This is a genomic window from Pseudomonas sp. GL93 (assembly GCF_003408955.1).
Taxonomy (GTDB): Bacteria; Pseudomonadota; Gammaproteobacteria; order Pseudomonadales; family Pseudomonadaceae; genus Aquipseudomonas; species Aquipseudomonas paracarnis.
Map to the genome: position 1 here is coordinate 56,997 of NZ_NKRF01000099.1, position 16,243 is coordinate 73,239.

The window sequence follows — 16,243 nt, forward strand, 5'->3', positions numbered from 1 at the left end:
CACTGACCCGGTTCGCAACGCAACAGTCTGTTCATTCGACCTCCGGCGGCGTTGTAAACGTGTGATACGGCGCAGGCGAGGGCACGCTCCATTCCAGGCCCTCGGCGCCATCCCAGGGCTTGGCCGGCGCAGGCGGGCCGCCACGGATGCACTTGATGACAATGAACAGGAAGAAGATCTGCGTGGCGCCGAACATGAAGGCACCAATGGACGAGACCATATTGAAGTCAGCGAACTGCAGGTTGTAGTCCGGCACACGGCGCGGCATACCGGCCAGCCCCACAAAGTGCATGGGGAAGAACGCCATGTTCATGCCCACGAAAGACAACCAGAAGTGCAGTTTGCCCAGGGTTTCGTCGTACATGTGGCCAGTCCATTTCGGCAGCCAGTAGTAGGCCGAGGCGAAGATCCCGAAGATCGCGCCGGGCACCAGTACGTAATGGAAATGCGCCACCACAAAGTAGGTGTCGTGGTACTGAAAGTCCGCCGGGGCAATCGCCAGCATCAGCCCGGAGAAGCCGCCGATGGTGAACAGGATCACAAAGGCCACCGCAAACAACATCGGCGTCTCGAACGTCAGTGAGCCTTGCCACATGGTGCTGACCCAGTTGAATACCTTCACCCCCGTGGGTACGGCGATCAGCAGGGTGGCGTACATGAAGAACAGCTCACCCACCAGCGGAATGCCCACCACGAACATATGGTGCGCCCACACGATGAATGACAGGAACGCGATGCTCGCGGTGGCGTAAACCATTGAGGTGTAACCGAATAGCGGCTTGCGCGAGAAGGTCGGGATGATCGAGCTGACCGCGCCAAAGGCCGGCAGGATCATGATGTACACCTCGGGATGCCCGAAGAACCAGAACACATGCTGGAACAGCACGGGATCGCCACCACCGGCCGCACTGAAGAAGCTGGTGCCAAAGTGGATGTCCATCAGCATCATGGTCACGCAGCCCGCCAATACCGGCATCACCGCGATCAGCAGGAACGCGGTGATCAGCCAGGTCCACACGAACAGCGGCATTTTCATCAGGGTCATGCCCGGCGCGCGCAGGTTGAGGATGGTGGCGACCACGTTGATCGCGCCCATGATCGAACTGATGCCCATCAGGTGGATGGCGAAGATAAAGAACGTCACGCTTTCCGGCGCATAGGTGGTGGAGAGCGGGGCGTAGAAGGTCCAGCCGAAATTCGGCCCGCCGCCGGGCGTGAACAAGGTGGACACCAGCAGCAGGAACGCCGCCGGCAGCAGCCAGAAACTGAAGTTGTTCATGCGCGGCAGGGCCATGTCCGGCGCGCCGATCATCAGCGGGATCATCCAGTTGGCCAGGCCGACAAACGCCGGCATCACCGCACCGAACACCATGATCAGCCCGTGCATGGTGGTCATCTGGTTGAAGAACGCCGGTTGCACGATCTGCAGGCCCGGCTGGAACAACTCGGCGCGGATCACCATGGCGAACGAGCCGCCGAGCAGGAACATGGTGAAGGCGAACCACAGGTACAGGGTGCCGATGTCTTTGTGGTTGGTGGTCAGCACCCAGCGCATCAGGCCCTTGGCGGGGCCGTGGGCGTGGTCGGCATGACCATGGTCGATCACAGTGCTCATGGCCGTTCTCCTGCAAGCGAGTGAGCGGGACGATTCAGGGCATTGGCAATGAAAGTCGTCATTTGCTTTCCGCCTGTTTCAGAGCCAGCACGTCTTTGGGCGTGACCATGTCGCCTTTGTTATTGCCCCAGGCGTTACGCTCATAGGTCACCACAGCGGCGATATCCACTTCCGAGAGCTGCTTGCCGAAAGCTGCCATCGCGGTGCCGGGCTTGCCGTGATACACGATGCTCAGATGGTCTTTGGCCGGCCCGGTGGCGATTTTCGAGCCCTTGAGCGCCGGGAACATCGGTGGTAAGCCCTGCCCCTCAGCCTGGTGACAGGCCACGCAAGTGGTGTGATAGACCTTGTCGCCACGGGCCACCAGTTCGTCCAGCGTCCACTCCTTGGAGGTCAGCTCCTTGAGCTTGGCCGCCTCCTGCTTGCGCTCGCCCAGCCAGGTGTCGTAGTCGGCCTTGGACTTGACCTCAACCACGATGGGCATGAAGCCATGGTCCTTGCCACACAGTTCGGCGCACTGGCCACGGTAGATGCCGGGCTTCTCGACGCGGGTCCAGGCCTCGTTGACGAAGCCGGGGATGGCGTCGCGCTTGACCGCAAAGGCCGGCACCCACCAGGAGTGGATCACATCGGCGGCGGTCACCAGAAAGCGCACCTTAGCGCCCACCGGCAACACAAGCGGCTGGTCGACTTCCAACAGGTAGTGTTCGCCCTTGGTGGCCTGGTTATGGATCTGCTCGGCGGGCGTGGCCAGGTTGCTGAAGAACTCCACTTCCTGACCCAGGTATTTGTAGTGCCACTTCCACTGATAGCCGGTGACCTGGATATCGATATCCGACTCACTGCTGTCGTAGATGTTGATCAGGGTCTTGGTGGCCGGAATGGCCATGGCCACCAGAATCAGCAAGGGCACCACGGTCCAGAGGATTTCCACGGTGGTGCTTTCGTGGAACTTGGCCGCTACCTGGCCCGTGGACCGACGGTGCAGGATCATCGACCAGAACATCGCGCCAAACACGACGATGCCGATCACCACACAAATCCAGAAAATGGTCATGTGCAGGTCAAACACAGCGTGGCTGACTTCAGTAGCCCCTGGCGCCATATTCGTAGTCCAGGCGGCGTGCGCCTGGCCGAATACCGACCACAACAGGAGGCCCATCCAAACGTGTGGATGTCGCGTCATTGCGGGTTCCCCTTTATGTTTCTTGTTATCCCGCCGGTTTGCACCTGCGGCGAAGGGAGCGGCTTCCATACTGCTTACAACCGCCAAGCCTTGCCTGCGCCATGCAGTTGGGCGTCATCAGCTAATTGCGTACAAAATCGAGTATAGACAGCCGTAGCAACCCCGCAATGTGTGGGGGCAAATGAATAGAAACAGACAGACGGAGCCCGTAAAATGGACGGCGGAATCGTTTATCCGACGAACGATGGCATTTCGATATAACCCCTGCCTATAACCATGAAATAATTATGACAAATGCGTCTTAGGCGCTCGTATAAACGAACTACCTTATCTTCTCCCTTTTCCTACGCCTGCTTCACTGGAGCCCTCATGAACACCGCCGCATTGCGCGAGCAGATTTCCCGTGCCCATCAACACGAAGCCAGCACCGGCCAGCTCGTCAGCCAGCTGAAAAAACAAGTGCCGCACCTGCATTCGTCCATCGCCCTGGCTGACGGTGATCGCAACATGGTCATGACCCGTTTTGTGACCGCTTACATCGACCTGGTTCCTGACTTGCTCGACGCCGCCAATGACGTGGCCCGTGAGGCCGGGATTGAAAGCCAGATCAAACCGGTACTGAAAATCGCTGAACATTTCTTCCTGCAGCCGCCCGCGATTCTGGCCGGCCACGACGGCCTTGATGGCCTGCTGGATGAGGCCTACCTGGCGCATCGCCTGGTCGAAGAAGTGAACGATCTGTATATCAAGCATTTTGGCCAACCGTTGATTCCAGCGGATACCACGGTGGCCAACGTGATCGCCCATCAACTGATCGGTGAAGACTTCGCCAACCAATTGGATGAAGCCGTGCACCTGGCGGTGGATGAGATGCTTAACGAGGAAAGCTTTGCGCTGGAGTCGGTCGAGGCCTATCGCGAACAGCTCAAGAGCCCGCAGACCGAAGCATCCTGGAAGCGCTGGCCATGCCTGTCGCGCCAGCTTGGGGTTGAGCTGTCGCTGGATCAGCCGGCATAAATCACAGCGCCAACAGGCGAGCTGGACAAGCTTTTTGTAGGAGCGAGCTTGCTCGCGAAAAACTCACAGACGCCGCGTTTATTCAGCAAGCACGCGTTATCGTTAGCGTTTTTCGCGAGCAAGCTCGCTCCTACAAAGAACAATGACACCCACAGTTTTTTGAGGGGTCAGGCAGGCGCTGAGCCGATCCCCACTGTTGTTCTCACCCGACCTTCCAGCCGACGCTTCAACCCACGCGCCTCGATCACCAACGTCGAGCCCTTGGCCGCATTGGCCCGGCCCCATTCTTCCAACAACTCCAGGCAAGAGTGGTCGATGTAACTCAAGTTGCTCAACGGCACATGCAGGGTGGTCCCCGCAGGTACCGCCGACAACACCTGAGTCAACGCCGGCACCTTCAGAAAGGTCGCCGCCCCCGTCAAACGCAGCTCCATCTCACCTTCCTGGGGCAGGTCGATCAGGCTGACTTTCAGACGCGACGCCTTGAAGGCCAACTTGAGCAATGTGAGCCCGAAGCCCACCAGCACGCCGGTCAGCAAATCGGTAAAGATGATTGCCAGCGCGGTGGCCGCATAGGTGAACATCGGCATCCGCCCATAGCGCCCCAGCGCCTTGAACGCCTTGACGTCTACCAGCTTGATCCCGGTGTACACCAGCACACCCGCCAGGCTCGCGACCGGAATGCTCTGCAGCACGCTCGACAGCAAGAGCACGAAACCCAGCAGCCACAGGCCATGGAACATCGCCGACAGACGCGTGGTAGCACCGGCCTGAACGTTAGCCGAGCTGCGCACGATCACGCCGGTCATTGGCAATGCTCCTACCAGGCCGCAGAGCATGTTGCCCACCCCTTGGGCCGACAATTCCTTATCGAAATCCGAACGTTGACCACTGTGCATGCGGTCCACCGCTGCGGCAGACAGCAGGGTTTCGGCACTGGCAATAAACGCCACGGCGAATGCCGCGATCAGCAACTGTGGATCAGCCAGGTTCAGCAGGTCGCTGGGGCGCAGCCAGTCGATTGCGTCCGCCAGGTTTTCCGGGACTTCCACACGCTTGACCTGCAACGCCAGCACCAGGCTGGCGACGGTCGCCAGGCCCACGCCAAGCAACGCGCCAGGCACAAACCGCAGTTGTTGCGGGCGGAATTTGTCCCACAGGTACATCACCAACATCGTCGACAGGCCGAGTACGCCAGCCTGCCAGCCGAGCCCTCCGCCGAAGGTAGGAATTGCTTCAGCCAGCGCTGCCGGGAAGCCTGCGAGGTTATCCAGTCCTGACGGCTTGGGCGCGCCGTCGAGCATCACATGGATTTGCGACAGCACGATCAACACGCCAATCCCGGCCAACATGCCGTAGACCACCGCCGGCGCGGTGACTCGAAACCAGCAGCCCAGGCGCAAACGCCCGGCCACCAATTGCAGGAAGCCAGCCAGCAACAGGATCGGCCCCAGCATCAGCATGCCGTGCTGGCGCACCAGTTCGAACACCAGTACCGCCAGACCCGCCGCCGGGCCGCTGACTTGCAGCGGCGAGCCGGCCAACCAGCCCACCACCAGGCCGCCGATGATGCCAGTGATCAGGCCCTTGGCCGGCGGCATGCCGGACGCAATCGCAATGCCCATGCACAGTGGCAAGGCGACCAGAAAAACAACCACCGAGGCGAGCAGCTCCCGTGGCAATACAGCTTTCAATTGAGCAGCACGCATGATGACTCTCCCGAGGCATTCGCCGGGCGCGGTAAAGCCTGGCTGCATCCATGGCAGCCACCGCATTACCCGGCAGGGAAGTGTTTTAGAAGCGCGCTTTAGGCGTCGCTGAAGGGATCGGCTCGGTGCCGTTCAGCGGTCGGAACGCCGCCTTGTCCGCATCGTAGGCCCGAATTTCGCTGGTCTCGATGTTGTAGATCCAACCATGGATAAACAAATGACCATTGGCCATGCGCGAAGCCACGGAAGGGTGGGTGCGCAAATGTTGCAGTTGGGCGATGACGTTTTCTTCGGTCAGCACCGCCATGCTCTCGCCTTCGTTGGCGCAGTCGCAGTTGTCATGGACCATGGTCTTGGCGACCTCGGCGTGACGCAACCAGGCCTTGACCGTCGGCATCTTTTCCAGGCTGTCGGGGTTGAGCACGGCACGCATGGCGCCGCAGTCCGAATGCCCGCACACGATGATGTGCTGTACGCCAAGGGCGAGCACTGCGTACTCGATGGCCGTGGAGACACCGCCGTTCATCTGACCGTAGGGCGGCACCACGTTACCGACGTTACGGGTCACGAACAGGTCGCCTGGGGAGCTCTGGGTAATGAGCTCGGGCACGATGCGCGAGTCGGCGCAGGTGATGAACATCGCCCGTGGGCTCTGAGCGGTGGCGAGTTTCTTGAAGAGTTCTTCCTGCTGGGGGAAGACGTCGTGATGGAAATGCAAAAAGCCGTCAACGATATGCTGCAGCGCTGCATCGGCGGATTCCGCCACCTGAGGGGCTGAAGCCGACGCAGCCAACGGCTGTTTATCCTTGTCACTCATGATTCATCCTCTTGATCAATGCAGGGGAGGGTTCAGGTCAGTTCGACGCCATGGCGGTGAAATAGTTGTAAAACACACACCGGCCAGGCCGCCGACTCATCAGTCACTCGCTGAACAAGGTAACCACCGAAACTTAACTCAAACTGAATGAACCGCTCTAGAACGCGGGTTTCAGTGATATCAAAACGCAACTATTCCTACAGCAAAGTTGCACGTCTCTCCCTCAGTCTACAACAAAGCCATCTGCCTGCCCGGTGGGCAAAACACCGTGCAATCGAGGTTGAACCCTTCCCGCCGATTCAGCCCCAGACGCTTGATTGCCTTACTGAAACGCTGCGCCAGCAAATCGGCAAACGGCCCCTCACCACGCATGCGCACGCCAAACCGGCTGTCATACACCTCACCCCCGCGTACCTGGCGCACCAGGCTCATCACATGGGCCGCTCGCTGGGGGTAATGGGCCGCCAGCCACTCCTCGAACAACGGCGCCACCTCCAACGGTAGGCGCAGTATCATATACGCCGCGCTTTGTGCGCCGGCCGCATGAGCTTCGGTAAGCAGGCTCTCCAGCTCGCTGTCGTTGATCATCGGGATCATTGGCGAGCACAGCACGCCCACCGGGATACCCGCGTCGCGCATTACCCGAATCGCCCGCAGCCGTGCCTTGGGCGCTGCGGTGCGCGGTTCCAGGATGCGCTTGAGCTCGTCGTCCAGGCTGGTGAGGCTGATCATCACCGCCACCAGGCGCTGGCGGGCCAACCCGGTCAGCAGGTCGAGGTCGCGCAGGATCAGCGAGCCCTTGGTGATGATAGTCACCGGGTGCCGGTAGCGCAGCAGTACTTCAAGGGTTTGCCGGGTTATCCGGTATTCGCGCTCGATTGGCTGGTACGGATCGGTATTGGAGCCCAGGTTGATCGGCGCACACACGTAGCCCGGCTTCGACAGCTGCTGTTCCAGCACATCGGCCGCGTTGCTCTTGGCAATCAATTTGGTTTCAAAGTCCAGCCCGGGCGACATGTCCCAATAGGCATGGCTGGGCCGCGCATAGCAGTAGATGCAACCATGTTCACAACCGCGATACGGATTGATGGACCGATCAAACGGCAAGTCCGGCGAGTTGTTGCGGGTGATGATGGTCTTGGCCGTTTCGATACGCACTTCGGTGCCTTGGGTCGGCGGTACTTCCTGATACCAACCGTCGTCCTCGGCCACGCTGACGGTGGGTGCAAAGCGATTATGCAGATTGGTGGCCGTACCCCGGCCACGGGGCGGCAGCGCAGTAGACATGAAAACGCCTCGATACTGTTTTTATATACAGTATCGAGGCGCGTGGGTTCTGACCAGTGCCGTTGGGCGGCCAGCGAACTTATCAGTGCTTTTGCGTCACCTGCCCCAGGTCATCGCCCGAGGTGGTGTGCAGATCGTTTTTGCGCAGATCCGCCACATCGCTGGCCTTGCCCGGCGCGCCCTGGTTGCCCCAACTGCCACGGATAAAACGGCCCACATCCGCCACTTCCTGGTCCGACAGACGCCAGGCGAACGCCGGCATGGTGAAGGTTGACGGCGCCGCATGGGTGGCCGGCAAGGTGCCGCCGTTCAACACAATGTTGATCAACGACGTGGCATCTGCCGTCTGCAACACCGGGTTGCCCGCCAGCGCCGGGAATACCCGTGTATAGCCATGGCCGTCGGTACGGTGGCAGGCCGCGCAGTTGTCGATATACACCGACGCACCCGGCTTGCTGTCATCCCCCTTCCACAGCGCTTGCGCTACCTGCTTGTCGTACTGGTGCGGCTGATCCTTGGGATCGACCGCCGGCAGGCTCTTGAGGTAACGGGCGATAGCGGTCAGGTCCTCTTGCGACATGTACTGCATGCTGTGGACGACCACATCACTCATGCCACCGAATACCGCGCTGCGGTCGCTGCGACCGGTCTTGAGGAATTGCACCAACTGCTCCTCGCTCCAGCTGCCGAGGCCGTCCTTGTGGTCGCCGCGCAGGCTTTTGGCAATCCAGCCTTCCAACGGCGCACTGCCAGACAGGAAGGCGCTGCCGTCCGTGGCACTCAGGGCTTTTTCCTGCATGGTCAGGGCGCGCGGCGTATGGCAGGCGCCGCAATGTCCGAGACCTTCCACCAGGTAGGCACCGCGATCGATCACCGGGTCGACAGCGGCTTGCGGCTGATGCGCCTCGACCGTTGGGGCAAACATCCAGCGCCAGGCCGCCAACGGCCAACGCATGCTCAGGGGCCAGGGAATATCGCTGTCCTTGTTTTCCTGGGCAACCGGTTCGACCCCCTTCATGAAGTACGCATACAACGCTTGCATATCGCTGTCGCTGACGCGTGCGTAAGACGGGTAGGGCATCGCCGGGTAAAGCGTACTACCGTTCTTGGCGACGCCATGGCGCACGGCCTTGTCGAAATCCTCGAAGCTGTAGTCGCCCAGGCCGGTCTTGTCCGGGGTGATGTTGGTGGAGTAGATCACGCCAATCGGTGTTTCCATCGGCAGGCCGCCAGCGAAGGGCTTGCCCCCCTTGGCGGTATGGCAGGCGACACAGTCGCCGGCGCGCGCCAGGTATTCACCCTGTTTGATCAAATCGGTTTCGGCGGCGCTGATCGAGCAGCTGCTGAACAGCGCCAGGGAGGCGATAACGAATGCTTTCATGGTCATCGCTCCTTATGCCTGAACCAGTGGGCCGGGGTTTTTGAGGTACTGCTCGCGAATCGCGCGAGCCGACCAATAGGTCAACGCTGCCACCAGGCCGGTAGGGTTGTAGCCCAACCCTTGTGGGAAAGCGGAAGCGCCGGGGACAAAGACGTTGTGCACATCCCAGCTCTGCAAGTAGCGGTTCAAGGCACTGGTTTTCGGGTCGGTGCCCATGATCGCGCCACCGTTGAGGTGGGTGGTCTGGTACGAGGCGGTATTGAAATGCTCACCGACCTTTTTACCCAGCACGGCGATGGCCTTGGGGTTCATGGCCTGGGCCACTTTGCCCATTTTTTCCATCATGAAGCGGTTCATCTTGATGTCGTTTTCTTGCCAGTCGAAGGTCATGCGCAGCAGTGGCAGGCCGTAGGCATCGCGATAAACCGGGTCCAGATCCAGGTAGTTGCTGCGGTAGGACTGATGGGCACCGTGGGAGTCCATTGAGACCTGATGGGTGTAGTAATCGGCGGTGGCGCGCTTCCAGGCGCTGCCCCAGGCCGGCGTGCCCGGCGGGTTGGACGTACCGGCAATCGGCCGGCTGCCCGCCTGGTTGACCCACATCGGCGAACCACCCACAAAGCCATGGGGGCCATGGTCAAAGTTGTCGGCATTGAAGTCGTCGATGGCCACGCCATTGCCGCCCGCGCCGATAAAGTTGTTGGTGTGGGTGTCCTTGTCGAAGAACGCCTTGATGGTGCCCATGTTCTGGTAGGCGAAGTTGCGGCCTACCACACCCTCGTTGGTAATCGGGTCGTAGGGTTTGCCGATGCCGGACAGCAGCATCAGGCGCACGTTATGGAACTGGAATGCGCCAAGAATCACCAGGTCCGCCGGTTGTTCGCATTCGCGGCCCTGGGCGTCGATGTAGGTCACGCCGGTGGCTTTCTTCTTGGTGCTGTCGAGGTTGACCTTGAGCACGTGGGAATTGGGGCGCAGCTCGAAGTTAGGCACCTGGCGCAAGGCCGGCAGGATGTTCACGTTCGGCGAGGCCTTGGAGTACATGTAGCACACGTAGCCACTGCAAAAACCGCAGAAGTTGCACGGGCCCATCTGCGCACCGTAGGGGTTGGTGTACGGCCCCGACGTGTTGGCCGAAGGCAGGTTGTAAGGTTTATAACCTACGTCGGTCGCCGCTTTCTGAAACAGCTGGGCGGAAACGGTATTTTTCTGCGCCTCAAGCGGGAACGGGCTGGAGCGATCCGGCGCGTAGGGGTTGCCGCCACGGCCTTCGCCGACCAGTTGGCCCTTGACTGTCCAGGCTTGCCCGGAGGTGCCAAAGACTTTTTCCGCATAGTCGAAAAACGGCTCCAGCTCTTCATAGCTGACGCCGAAGTCCTGGATGGTCATGTCCTTGGGAATAAAATTCTTCCCGTAGCGCTCTTCGTAATGGCTGCGCATGCGCAGCTCAATCGGGTCGACGCGAAAATGCACGCCCGACCAGTGCAGCCCCGCACCACCAACACCGTTACCCGGCAGGAATGCGCCCAACTGACGATTGGGCAGGGCAACGTCATTCACGCTGTGGCGAATGGTCACCGTTTCTTTGGAGATGTCCTGGAACAGCTTCTTACGCACGCTGTAGGTCAGTTCGTCGATGACCTGGGGATAGTTGCCGTCTGGGTAAGTGTCCTGCATCGGGCCGCGCTCCAGCGCTACCACGTTGAGGCCCGCTTCTGTCAGCTCTTTGGCCATGATCGCGCCCGTCCAGCCGAAGCCCACAATCACTGCATCCACTTTCTTCATGATGGTCGCCACGTTTACGCCCTCTCGCCGCGAATGGAAACAGCCGGGAAGGGGTATTGCTCGTTGCGTTCCACCCAATCCATGAAATCGGCGCGGGCGCCGGGGAAGCCGATCATGGTCCAGCCGACCATGCCTTTATTACCGCCGTGGATAGGGTCGCAGAAGAAGCCTTCCTTGGTGTTTTGCAGCAAAAGGTTAAAGAACATCTTGGGTGGCACGGCGTCGAAGTGCGCCGCCACTTCGCTGCCGCCAGCCTCCAGACGCCTAAGCATATCGTCTCGGGTAGCGCTGTCTTGCGCAGCAAAAGCCTTACCGTTGAACGCTTTCGACCACGCATCCGTAGCAGCAATGCCGAGGCGATAGATCTCCTTGGGTACCAATTTGCTTTGCCAGCCCATCTCCGGCGCCGCATCGGCGTTGAACGGGCCTTGCATGAACCACAGGGCGCCACTGGCGTAAGGGGTGTTCATCTGGCGGTCGATGTATTCCGGCGCGCCAGCCTCCAAGGCACCGGGGCCCTGGGCGTCAGCGGGAATCAAGCGCTCGACGGCGGCGTTGATAAACGCCCATTCCTCGGCCGTGAAATAGCTTGGCTCGTAGGCTTTGTCGCTAACCGCGGATTTGGCCGGCTCGGCCTGGGCCGGTTCCGGAGTGGCCATCAACATCGAACCGCCAAGGCCGGTGCTGGCAACCGTGACCACCGGGATCAAGGTCAAGGATTTGCGTAAAAAGTCACGCCGGGGGTTGTCTTGATCTTGATCAGACATAGGTACACCTCATCATGTGGTCACGGGTTTATCCGCCGCTTCTGGGAGCAGCGTGAAGGCTTTGCCGCTAATTGGATCCAAGCAGACACAGCACAATGGCAAACATTAGTTACAAATGATAGCAGGCTAAGAATTCAGAGACGTCGATTCGGTGACAAAAACACCGGATCAGATCGCAAGAATCACGATTCTTTGACGCGGACCTCACGCCGTATTGACCCGCCGTGAGTGAGTCTGTGGCCCATCAGCCACTTCCTCGCTCGGTCACAACGTTCATGTTCAACTCACGCTTACTGCTCGCTCTCGGCCTGGCGCTCATGAGCCTGTTCAACACCGTACAAGCCGATGAGGCTGCGTCGATCCGCTCGCCGGAATGGGCCCAGCCGGTGGGTAACCAATACAACCTGCACCAAATGACACCCACGCTCTATCGCAGCGCATTGCCGGATGGGCGTGCGCTGCCGTTATTGCAAAAACTCAAGATCGTTACGGTCATCAACTTCCTGCCAGAATCTGATGCGCAGTGGCTCCAATCCTCTGATATCAAACAGGTGCAGTTGAGCTATCGCACCAACCACGTCGACGATGCCGACGTGCTGGCGGCGATCAGAGCGATTCAGGCAGCAGAGGCCGATGGCCCGGTATTGATGCACTGCAAGCACGGCGCCGACCGCACCGGCCTGATGGCAGCGATGTATCGGGTGGTGGTTCAAGGGTGGAGCAAGGAGGACGCGCTGAACGAAATGACCTTGGGCGGCTTTGGCAGCAGCAATGGTTTCAAGGATGGCGTTCGCTACATGATGAAAGCTGATGTCGACAAGTTGCGTACAGCTTTGGCGAATGGGGATTGCAGCACCAGCACCTTTGCGTTGTGTTCAATGAAAGACTGGATCACCACAACGGGTAAGGAAGAGAAAAAATTGTAGGAGCGAGCTTGCTCGCGAAAAACTCAACAGCGCCGCTGTTTATCCTGGAAACGCGCGTTATCGTTGACGTTCTTCGCGAGCAAGCTCGCTCCTACAGTGAGTGCCGGCTTAGTCTTTTTTCAGCTTCGGGTTCGGGAAGAACTGCACTGCCTGCACTTTAGGATCCGCCGGCGCTTTCAACGCGGTGGTATTGACCCTTGTGCCCAATTCCTTGGGCACCGAGAGGCCTTGATCATTCAGCGTATCGGTATACCCGCACGCCACGCATTCGCGGTGCGGCACGCTGTCTTCGGTCCACATCTTCAACTTGTCCGGCTCGCTGCACGCCGGGCAGACCGCCCCGGCGATAAATTGCTTTTTGGTGATCACTGGCCCTTCACTCATGCTGCCGCGTCCTCACTCAGGCCGCTGTGGCGCAAGAGTGCGTCAATCGACGGCGCGCGTCCGCGGAAATCGACGAACAGCACCATCGGCGCCTGGGAGCCGCCACGGGCCAGGATGGCTTCACGGAACGCACGCCCGGTCTGGGCGTTGAGCACACCGTCTTCCTCAAACTTGGAGAAGGCGTCCGCCGACAACACTTCCGCCCATTTGTAGCTGTAGTAACCCGCCGCATAACCGCCGGCAAAGATGTGGGCGAAGCTGTTGGGGAAGCGGTTGTAGGCCGGAGGGCGCATGACCGAGACGTCATCCCGCACGCCTTCAAGCACCTGGGCCACGCTGCGACCATCGCCATGGGTGGCGTGCAGTTCAAAGTCGAACAGCGAGAACTCCAGCTGACGCACCATCATCAGGCCGGACTGGAAGTTTTTCGCCGCGAGCATTTTCTCCAGCAGATCCTGGGGCAGTGGCTCGCCGGTTTCGTAGTGGCCGGAGATCAACGCCAGGCCTTCAGGCTCCCAGCACCAGTTCTCCATGAATTGGCTCGGCAGTTCCACCGCGTCCCACGCCACACCGTTGATACCGGATACGCCGGCGTGTTCCACGCGGGTGAGCAGGTGATGCAGGCCGTGGCCGAATTCGTGGAACAGGGTGGTGACTTCATCGTGGGTCAGCAGGGCAGGCTTGCCACTGTCGGCCGGGGTGAAGTTGCACACCAGGTTGGCGACGGGGCTTTGCAGCACGCCATCAAGGGTACGGCGGCGGTCACGGGCACCGTCCATCCAGGCACCGCCACGCTTGTTGGCGCGGGCATACAGGTCAAAGAAGAAGCGCCCGACGTGCTCGCCGTTCTCCTTGATCTCGAACAAACGCACATCCGGGTGCCAGGTGTCGAAGCCTTTAAGCTCGGCGATCTCGATGCCGTATAGGCGCTGCACAATGGCAAACAGGCCGCCCAGCACTTTGTCGATGGGGAAGTAGGCGCGCAGCGCTTCCTGGGACACGCTGTAGCGCTGCTCACGCAGTTTTTCGCCGTAGAAACCGCTGTCCCAGCTTTGCAGATCGGCGCAGCCTTGCTCGGCGGCGTAGGCCTTGAGTTGCTGCAGGTCCTGGGTGGCAAATGGCTTGCTGCGCTTGGCCAGGTCACGCAGGAAGCTCAGCACCTGGTCGCTGGACTCGGCCATCTTGGTGGCCAGGCTCAGCTCGGAGAACGACGCATAACCCAACAGTTGGGCCAGTTCCTGACGCAGGTCGAGGATCTGCTCCATCACCGGGCCGTTATCGTTCTGACCGGCATTCGGGCCTTGGTCCGACGCACGGGTGCAGTAGGCGGCGTACACCTCTTCACGCAGGGCACGGTCCTGGGCGTAGGTCATGACGGCGTAGTAGCTGGGGAATTCCAACGTGATCAGCCAGCCGTCAAGGCCCTTGGCCTGGGCGGCGGCAGCCATTTGCGCCTTGGCCGAATCGGTCAGGCCGGCAAGGGTGGCTTCATCGGTGACGTGCTTGGTCCAGGCCTGGGTGGCGTCCAGCAACTGGTTGGAGAATTTGCTGCCCAATTCGGACAGCTTGCTCTGCACCTCGGCGTAGCGTTTTTGCTGCTCCGGCGGCAAGTCGATACCCGACAGGCGAAAGTCACGCAGGGAGTGTTCCAGAATGGTTTTTTGCGCCACATCGAAACCGGCAACTTCCGGGCTGTTGGCCAGGGCTTCGAAGGCCTGGAACAGCTCACGGTTCTGGCCCATTTCGGTGGAGTAGGCGCTCAATGCCGGCAGGCACGCCTCGTAGGCTTCGCGCAGTTCGGCGCTGTTGCACACGGCATTGAGGTGGCTGACCGGGCTCCAGGCGGCGCCGAGGCGATCATTGAGTTCATCCATGGCGAGGACCAGGCCGGCCCACGTCGGGTTTTTACCCTGGCTTTGCAGGATCTCGGCGATTGCCACGCGGTTGTCGGCGAGGATCTGTTCGATGGCCGGCTGGACGTGCTCGGCACGGATCGCCGAGAACGGCGGCAGGTCGTAGGGCTGCAAAAGAGGGTTGTTCGCGCTCACGGTGGGCACCTTGGCTGAAGAAACATGTAGAACAAAGATGGGGCCATCTTAATTACAATCAACACCCACCGCAGCTATCAGCAGAAGAGAGAGAGGCTATCGTGACCCTTCGCACCTATCAGAACCACACGCCAACCCTCGGCGCCGGGGCGTTTGTCGATATTTCAGCGGTGGTGATCGGCGATGTCGAAATCGGCACTGACAGCTCGGTTTGGCCGCTGACAGTGATCCGCGGCGACATGCACCGCATCCGCATCGGTGCGCGCACCAGCGTGCAAGATGGCTGCGTGCTGCACATTACCCATGCCGGGCCGTTCAATCCGCAGGGTTACCCGTTGCTGATCGGCGACGACGTGACCATCGCCCACAAAGTCATGCTGCATGGCTGCACCGTGGGTAGCCGCGTCCTGATCGGCATGGGCAGTATCGTGATGGATGGCGCCGTGGTCGAAGACGATGTGATCATCGGCGCCGGCAGCCTGGTGCCGCCAGGCAAGAAACTTGACAGCGGTTTTTTATATGTGGGCAGCCCGGTTAAACAGGTTCGCGCATTGACTGACAAAGAACGCGCCTTTTTCACCTACAGCGCCGCGAACTACGTGAAGCTCAAAGACCTGCACCTGGCTGAAGGATTCGATCAATGACCCTGCATCACCCCACCGTCCTGTTCGACCTGGACGGCACCCTCACCGACCCACGCGAGGGCATCACCCGTTCGATCCAGTACGCCCTGGCCAAACTAGGCATTGATGAGCCCGACCTGACCAAGCTCGAACACTTCATCGGCCCGCCCTTGTTGCAGGCGTTCATGCAGTTTTACGCCTTCGACGAGGCCAAGGCATGGGAGGCGGTGAATTTCTACCGTGAGCGCTTCAAGGTTACCGGCCTGTACGAAAACCGTGTGTTCGACGGCGTCATGCCGTTATTGGAAGAGCTGAACAGCCAAGGACGCCAGCTGTACGTCGCCACCTCCAAACCGTGGGAGTTTGCCCGCGAGATTGCGCGGCATTTCGACTTTGCCAAGCACTTCAAGGTGATCTACGGCAGCGAATTGGACGGCACACGCACCAACAAGGTCGAGTTGATCGCGCATTTGATGCGTGAGGAACGGCTGGATCCGGCCACCACTTTGATGATCGGTGATCGCAAGCATGACCTGATCGGGGCACGCAGTAATGGGCTGGATTCGGCCGCCGTGGGGTATGGGTTCGGTAGTTTTGAAGAGCTGAGTGCCGAGGCACCCACCTGGCATTTCGAGACGTTGGCGCAGATGCACCAGGCGTTTTTGTAGCGCTCTTAAGAGCGCTTTCGCAGGCAAGCC

The 16,243-nt window shown here is 60.1% G+C and carries 14 protein-coding genes; 4 read left to right on the plus strand and 10 right to left on the minus strand.

Translation table 11 applies throughout. From position 1 onward, the window contains the following. Positions 1-31: 31 nt before the first annotated feature. The gene (ctaD, locus tag CER19_RS23280) at positions 32-1,615 is read right to left on the minus strand and encodes a cytochrome c oxidase subunit I (RefSeq protein ID WP_116668139.1); all 1,584 of its coding nucleotides are present in this window, start codon (positions 1,613-1,615) and stop codon (positions 32-34) included. Between the two features lie 58 nt (positions 1,616-1,673). Beyond that, positions 1,674-2,801 carry a cytochrome c oxidase subunit II gene (coxB, locus tag CER19_RS23285; RefSeq protein WP_116668140.1) on the minus strand — a complete coding sequence of 376 codons (1,128 nt, stop codon included), beginning with the start codon at positions 2,799-2,801 and terminating at the stop codon, positions 1,674-1,676. A 369-nt stretch (positions 2,802-3,170) separates the two neighbouring features. On the opposite strand from coxB, the gene CER19_RS23290 reads away from it, so the two are divergent. Further along, the gene (locus CER19_RS23290) at positions 3,171-3,818 is read left to right on the plus strand and encodes a hypothetical protein (RefSeq protein ID WP_003187334.1); all 648 of its coding nucleotides are present in this window, start codon (positions 3,171-3,173) and stop codon (positions 3,816-3,818) included. Positions 3,819-3,985: 167 nt separating this feature from the next. Here the strand turns inward: CER19_RS23290 and CER19_RS23295 are convergent, their stop codons facing one another. From CER19_RS23295 to CER19_RS23320, 6 genes are all read right to left on the minus strand, one after another. Then, positions 3,986-5,527, minus strand: coding sequence for a SulP family inorganic anion transporter (locus CER19_RS23295; protein WP_014716321.1), 1,542 nt, complete (start codon positions 5,525-5,527; stop codon positions 3,986-3,988). 85 nt (positions 5,528-5,612) lie between these two features. Continuing rightward, the gene (locus CER19_RS23300; protein ID WP_003187331.1) at positions 5,613-6,344 is read right to left on the minus strand and encodes a carbonic anhydrase; all 732 of its coding nucleotides are present in this window, start codon (positions 6,342-6,344) and stop codon (positions 5,613-5,615) included. Between the two features lie 228 nt (positions 6,345-6,572). Beyond that, entirely contained in the window at positions 6,573-7,631 is a 1,059-nt protein-coding gene (locus CER19_RS23305) for a PA0069 family radical SAM protein (protein WP_116668141.1), read from the minus strand. Positions 7,632-7,713: 82 nt separating this feature from the next. Beyond that, positions 7,714-9,012, minus strand: a complete 1,299-nt coding sequence (locus CER19_RS23310; protein WP_116668142.1) for a cytochrome c — start codon at positions 9,010-9,012, stop codon at positions 7,714-7,716. A 12-nt stretch (positions 9,013-9,024) separates the two neighbouring features. Continuing rightward, positions 9,025-10,809 carry a GMC family oxidoreductase gene (locus tag CER19_RS23315; RefSeq protein ID WP_116668143.1) on the minus strand — a complete coding sequence of 595 codons (1,785 nt, stop codon included), beginning with the start codon at positions 10,807-10,809 and terminating at the stop codon, positions 9,025-9,027. A gap of 2 nt (positions 10,810-10,811) precedes the next feature. Next, the gene (locus tag CER19_RS23320) at positions 10,812-11,564 is read right to left on the minus strand and encodes a gluconate 2-dehydrogenase subunit 3 family protein (protein WP_116668144.1); all 753 of its coding nucleotides are present in this window, start codon (positions 11,562-11,564) and stop codon (positions 10,812-10,814) included. 275 nt (positions 11,565-11,839) lie between these two features. Here CER19_RS23320 and CER19_RS23325 point away from each other — a divergent pair, with 275 nt between their 5' ends. Continuing rightward, positions 11,840-12,490: a dual specificity protein phosphatase family protein gene (locus CER19_RS23325; protein WP_116668145.1), complete on the plus strand. Its 651-nt coding sequence runs from the start codon at positions 11,840-11,842 to the stop codon at positions 12,488-12,490. A gap of 108 nt (positions 12,491-12,598) precedes the next feature. Here the strand turns inward: CER19_RS23325 and CER19_RS23330 are convergent, their stop codons facing one another. Next, positions 12,599-12,874 (minus strand): YheV family putative zinc ribbon protein, encoded by a 276-nt coding sequence (locus CER19_RS23330; protein WP_020301415.1) that lies wholly within the window; start codon positions 12,872-12,874, stop codon positions 12,599-12,601. Continuing rightward, positions 12,871-14,922, minus strand: a complete 2,052-nt coding sequence (gene prlC / locus CER19_RS23335; RefSeq protein WP_116668146.1) for an oligopeptidase A — start codon at positions 14,920-14,922, stop codon at positions 12,871-12,873. Before prlC ends, CER19_RS23330 begins: the two co-directional genes overlap by 4 nt. 101 nt (positions 14,923-15,023) lie before the next feature. Between prlC and CER19_RS23340 the strand changes: the two genes are divergently transcribed. Together CER19_RS23340 and CER19_RS23345 are read left to right on the plus strand one after the other, a co-directional pair. After that, complete coding sequence (locus tag CER19_RS23340; protein ID WP_003187318.1) at positions 15,024-15,566, plus strand: gamma carbonic anhydrase family protein; 543 nt, start codon at positions 15,024-15,026, stop codon at positions 15,564-15,566. Next, positions 15,563-16,213, plus strand: a complete 651-nt coding sequence (locus CER19_RS23345; RefSeq protein WP_116668147.1) for an HAD family hydrolase — start codon at positions 15,563-15,565, stop codon at positions 16,211-16,213. Before CER19_RS23340 ends, CER19_RS23345 begins: the two co-directional genes overlap by 4 nt. Positions 16,214-16,243 lie beyond the last annotated feature (30 nt).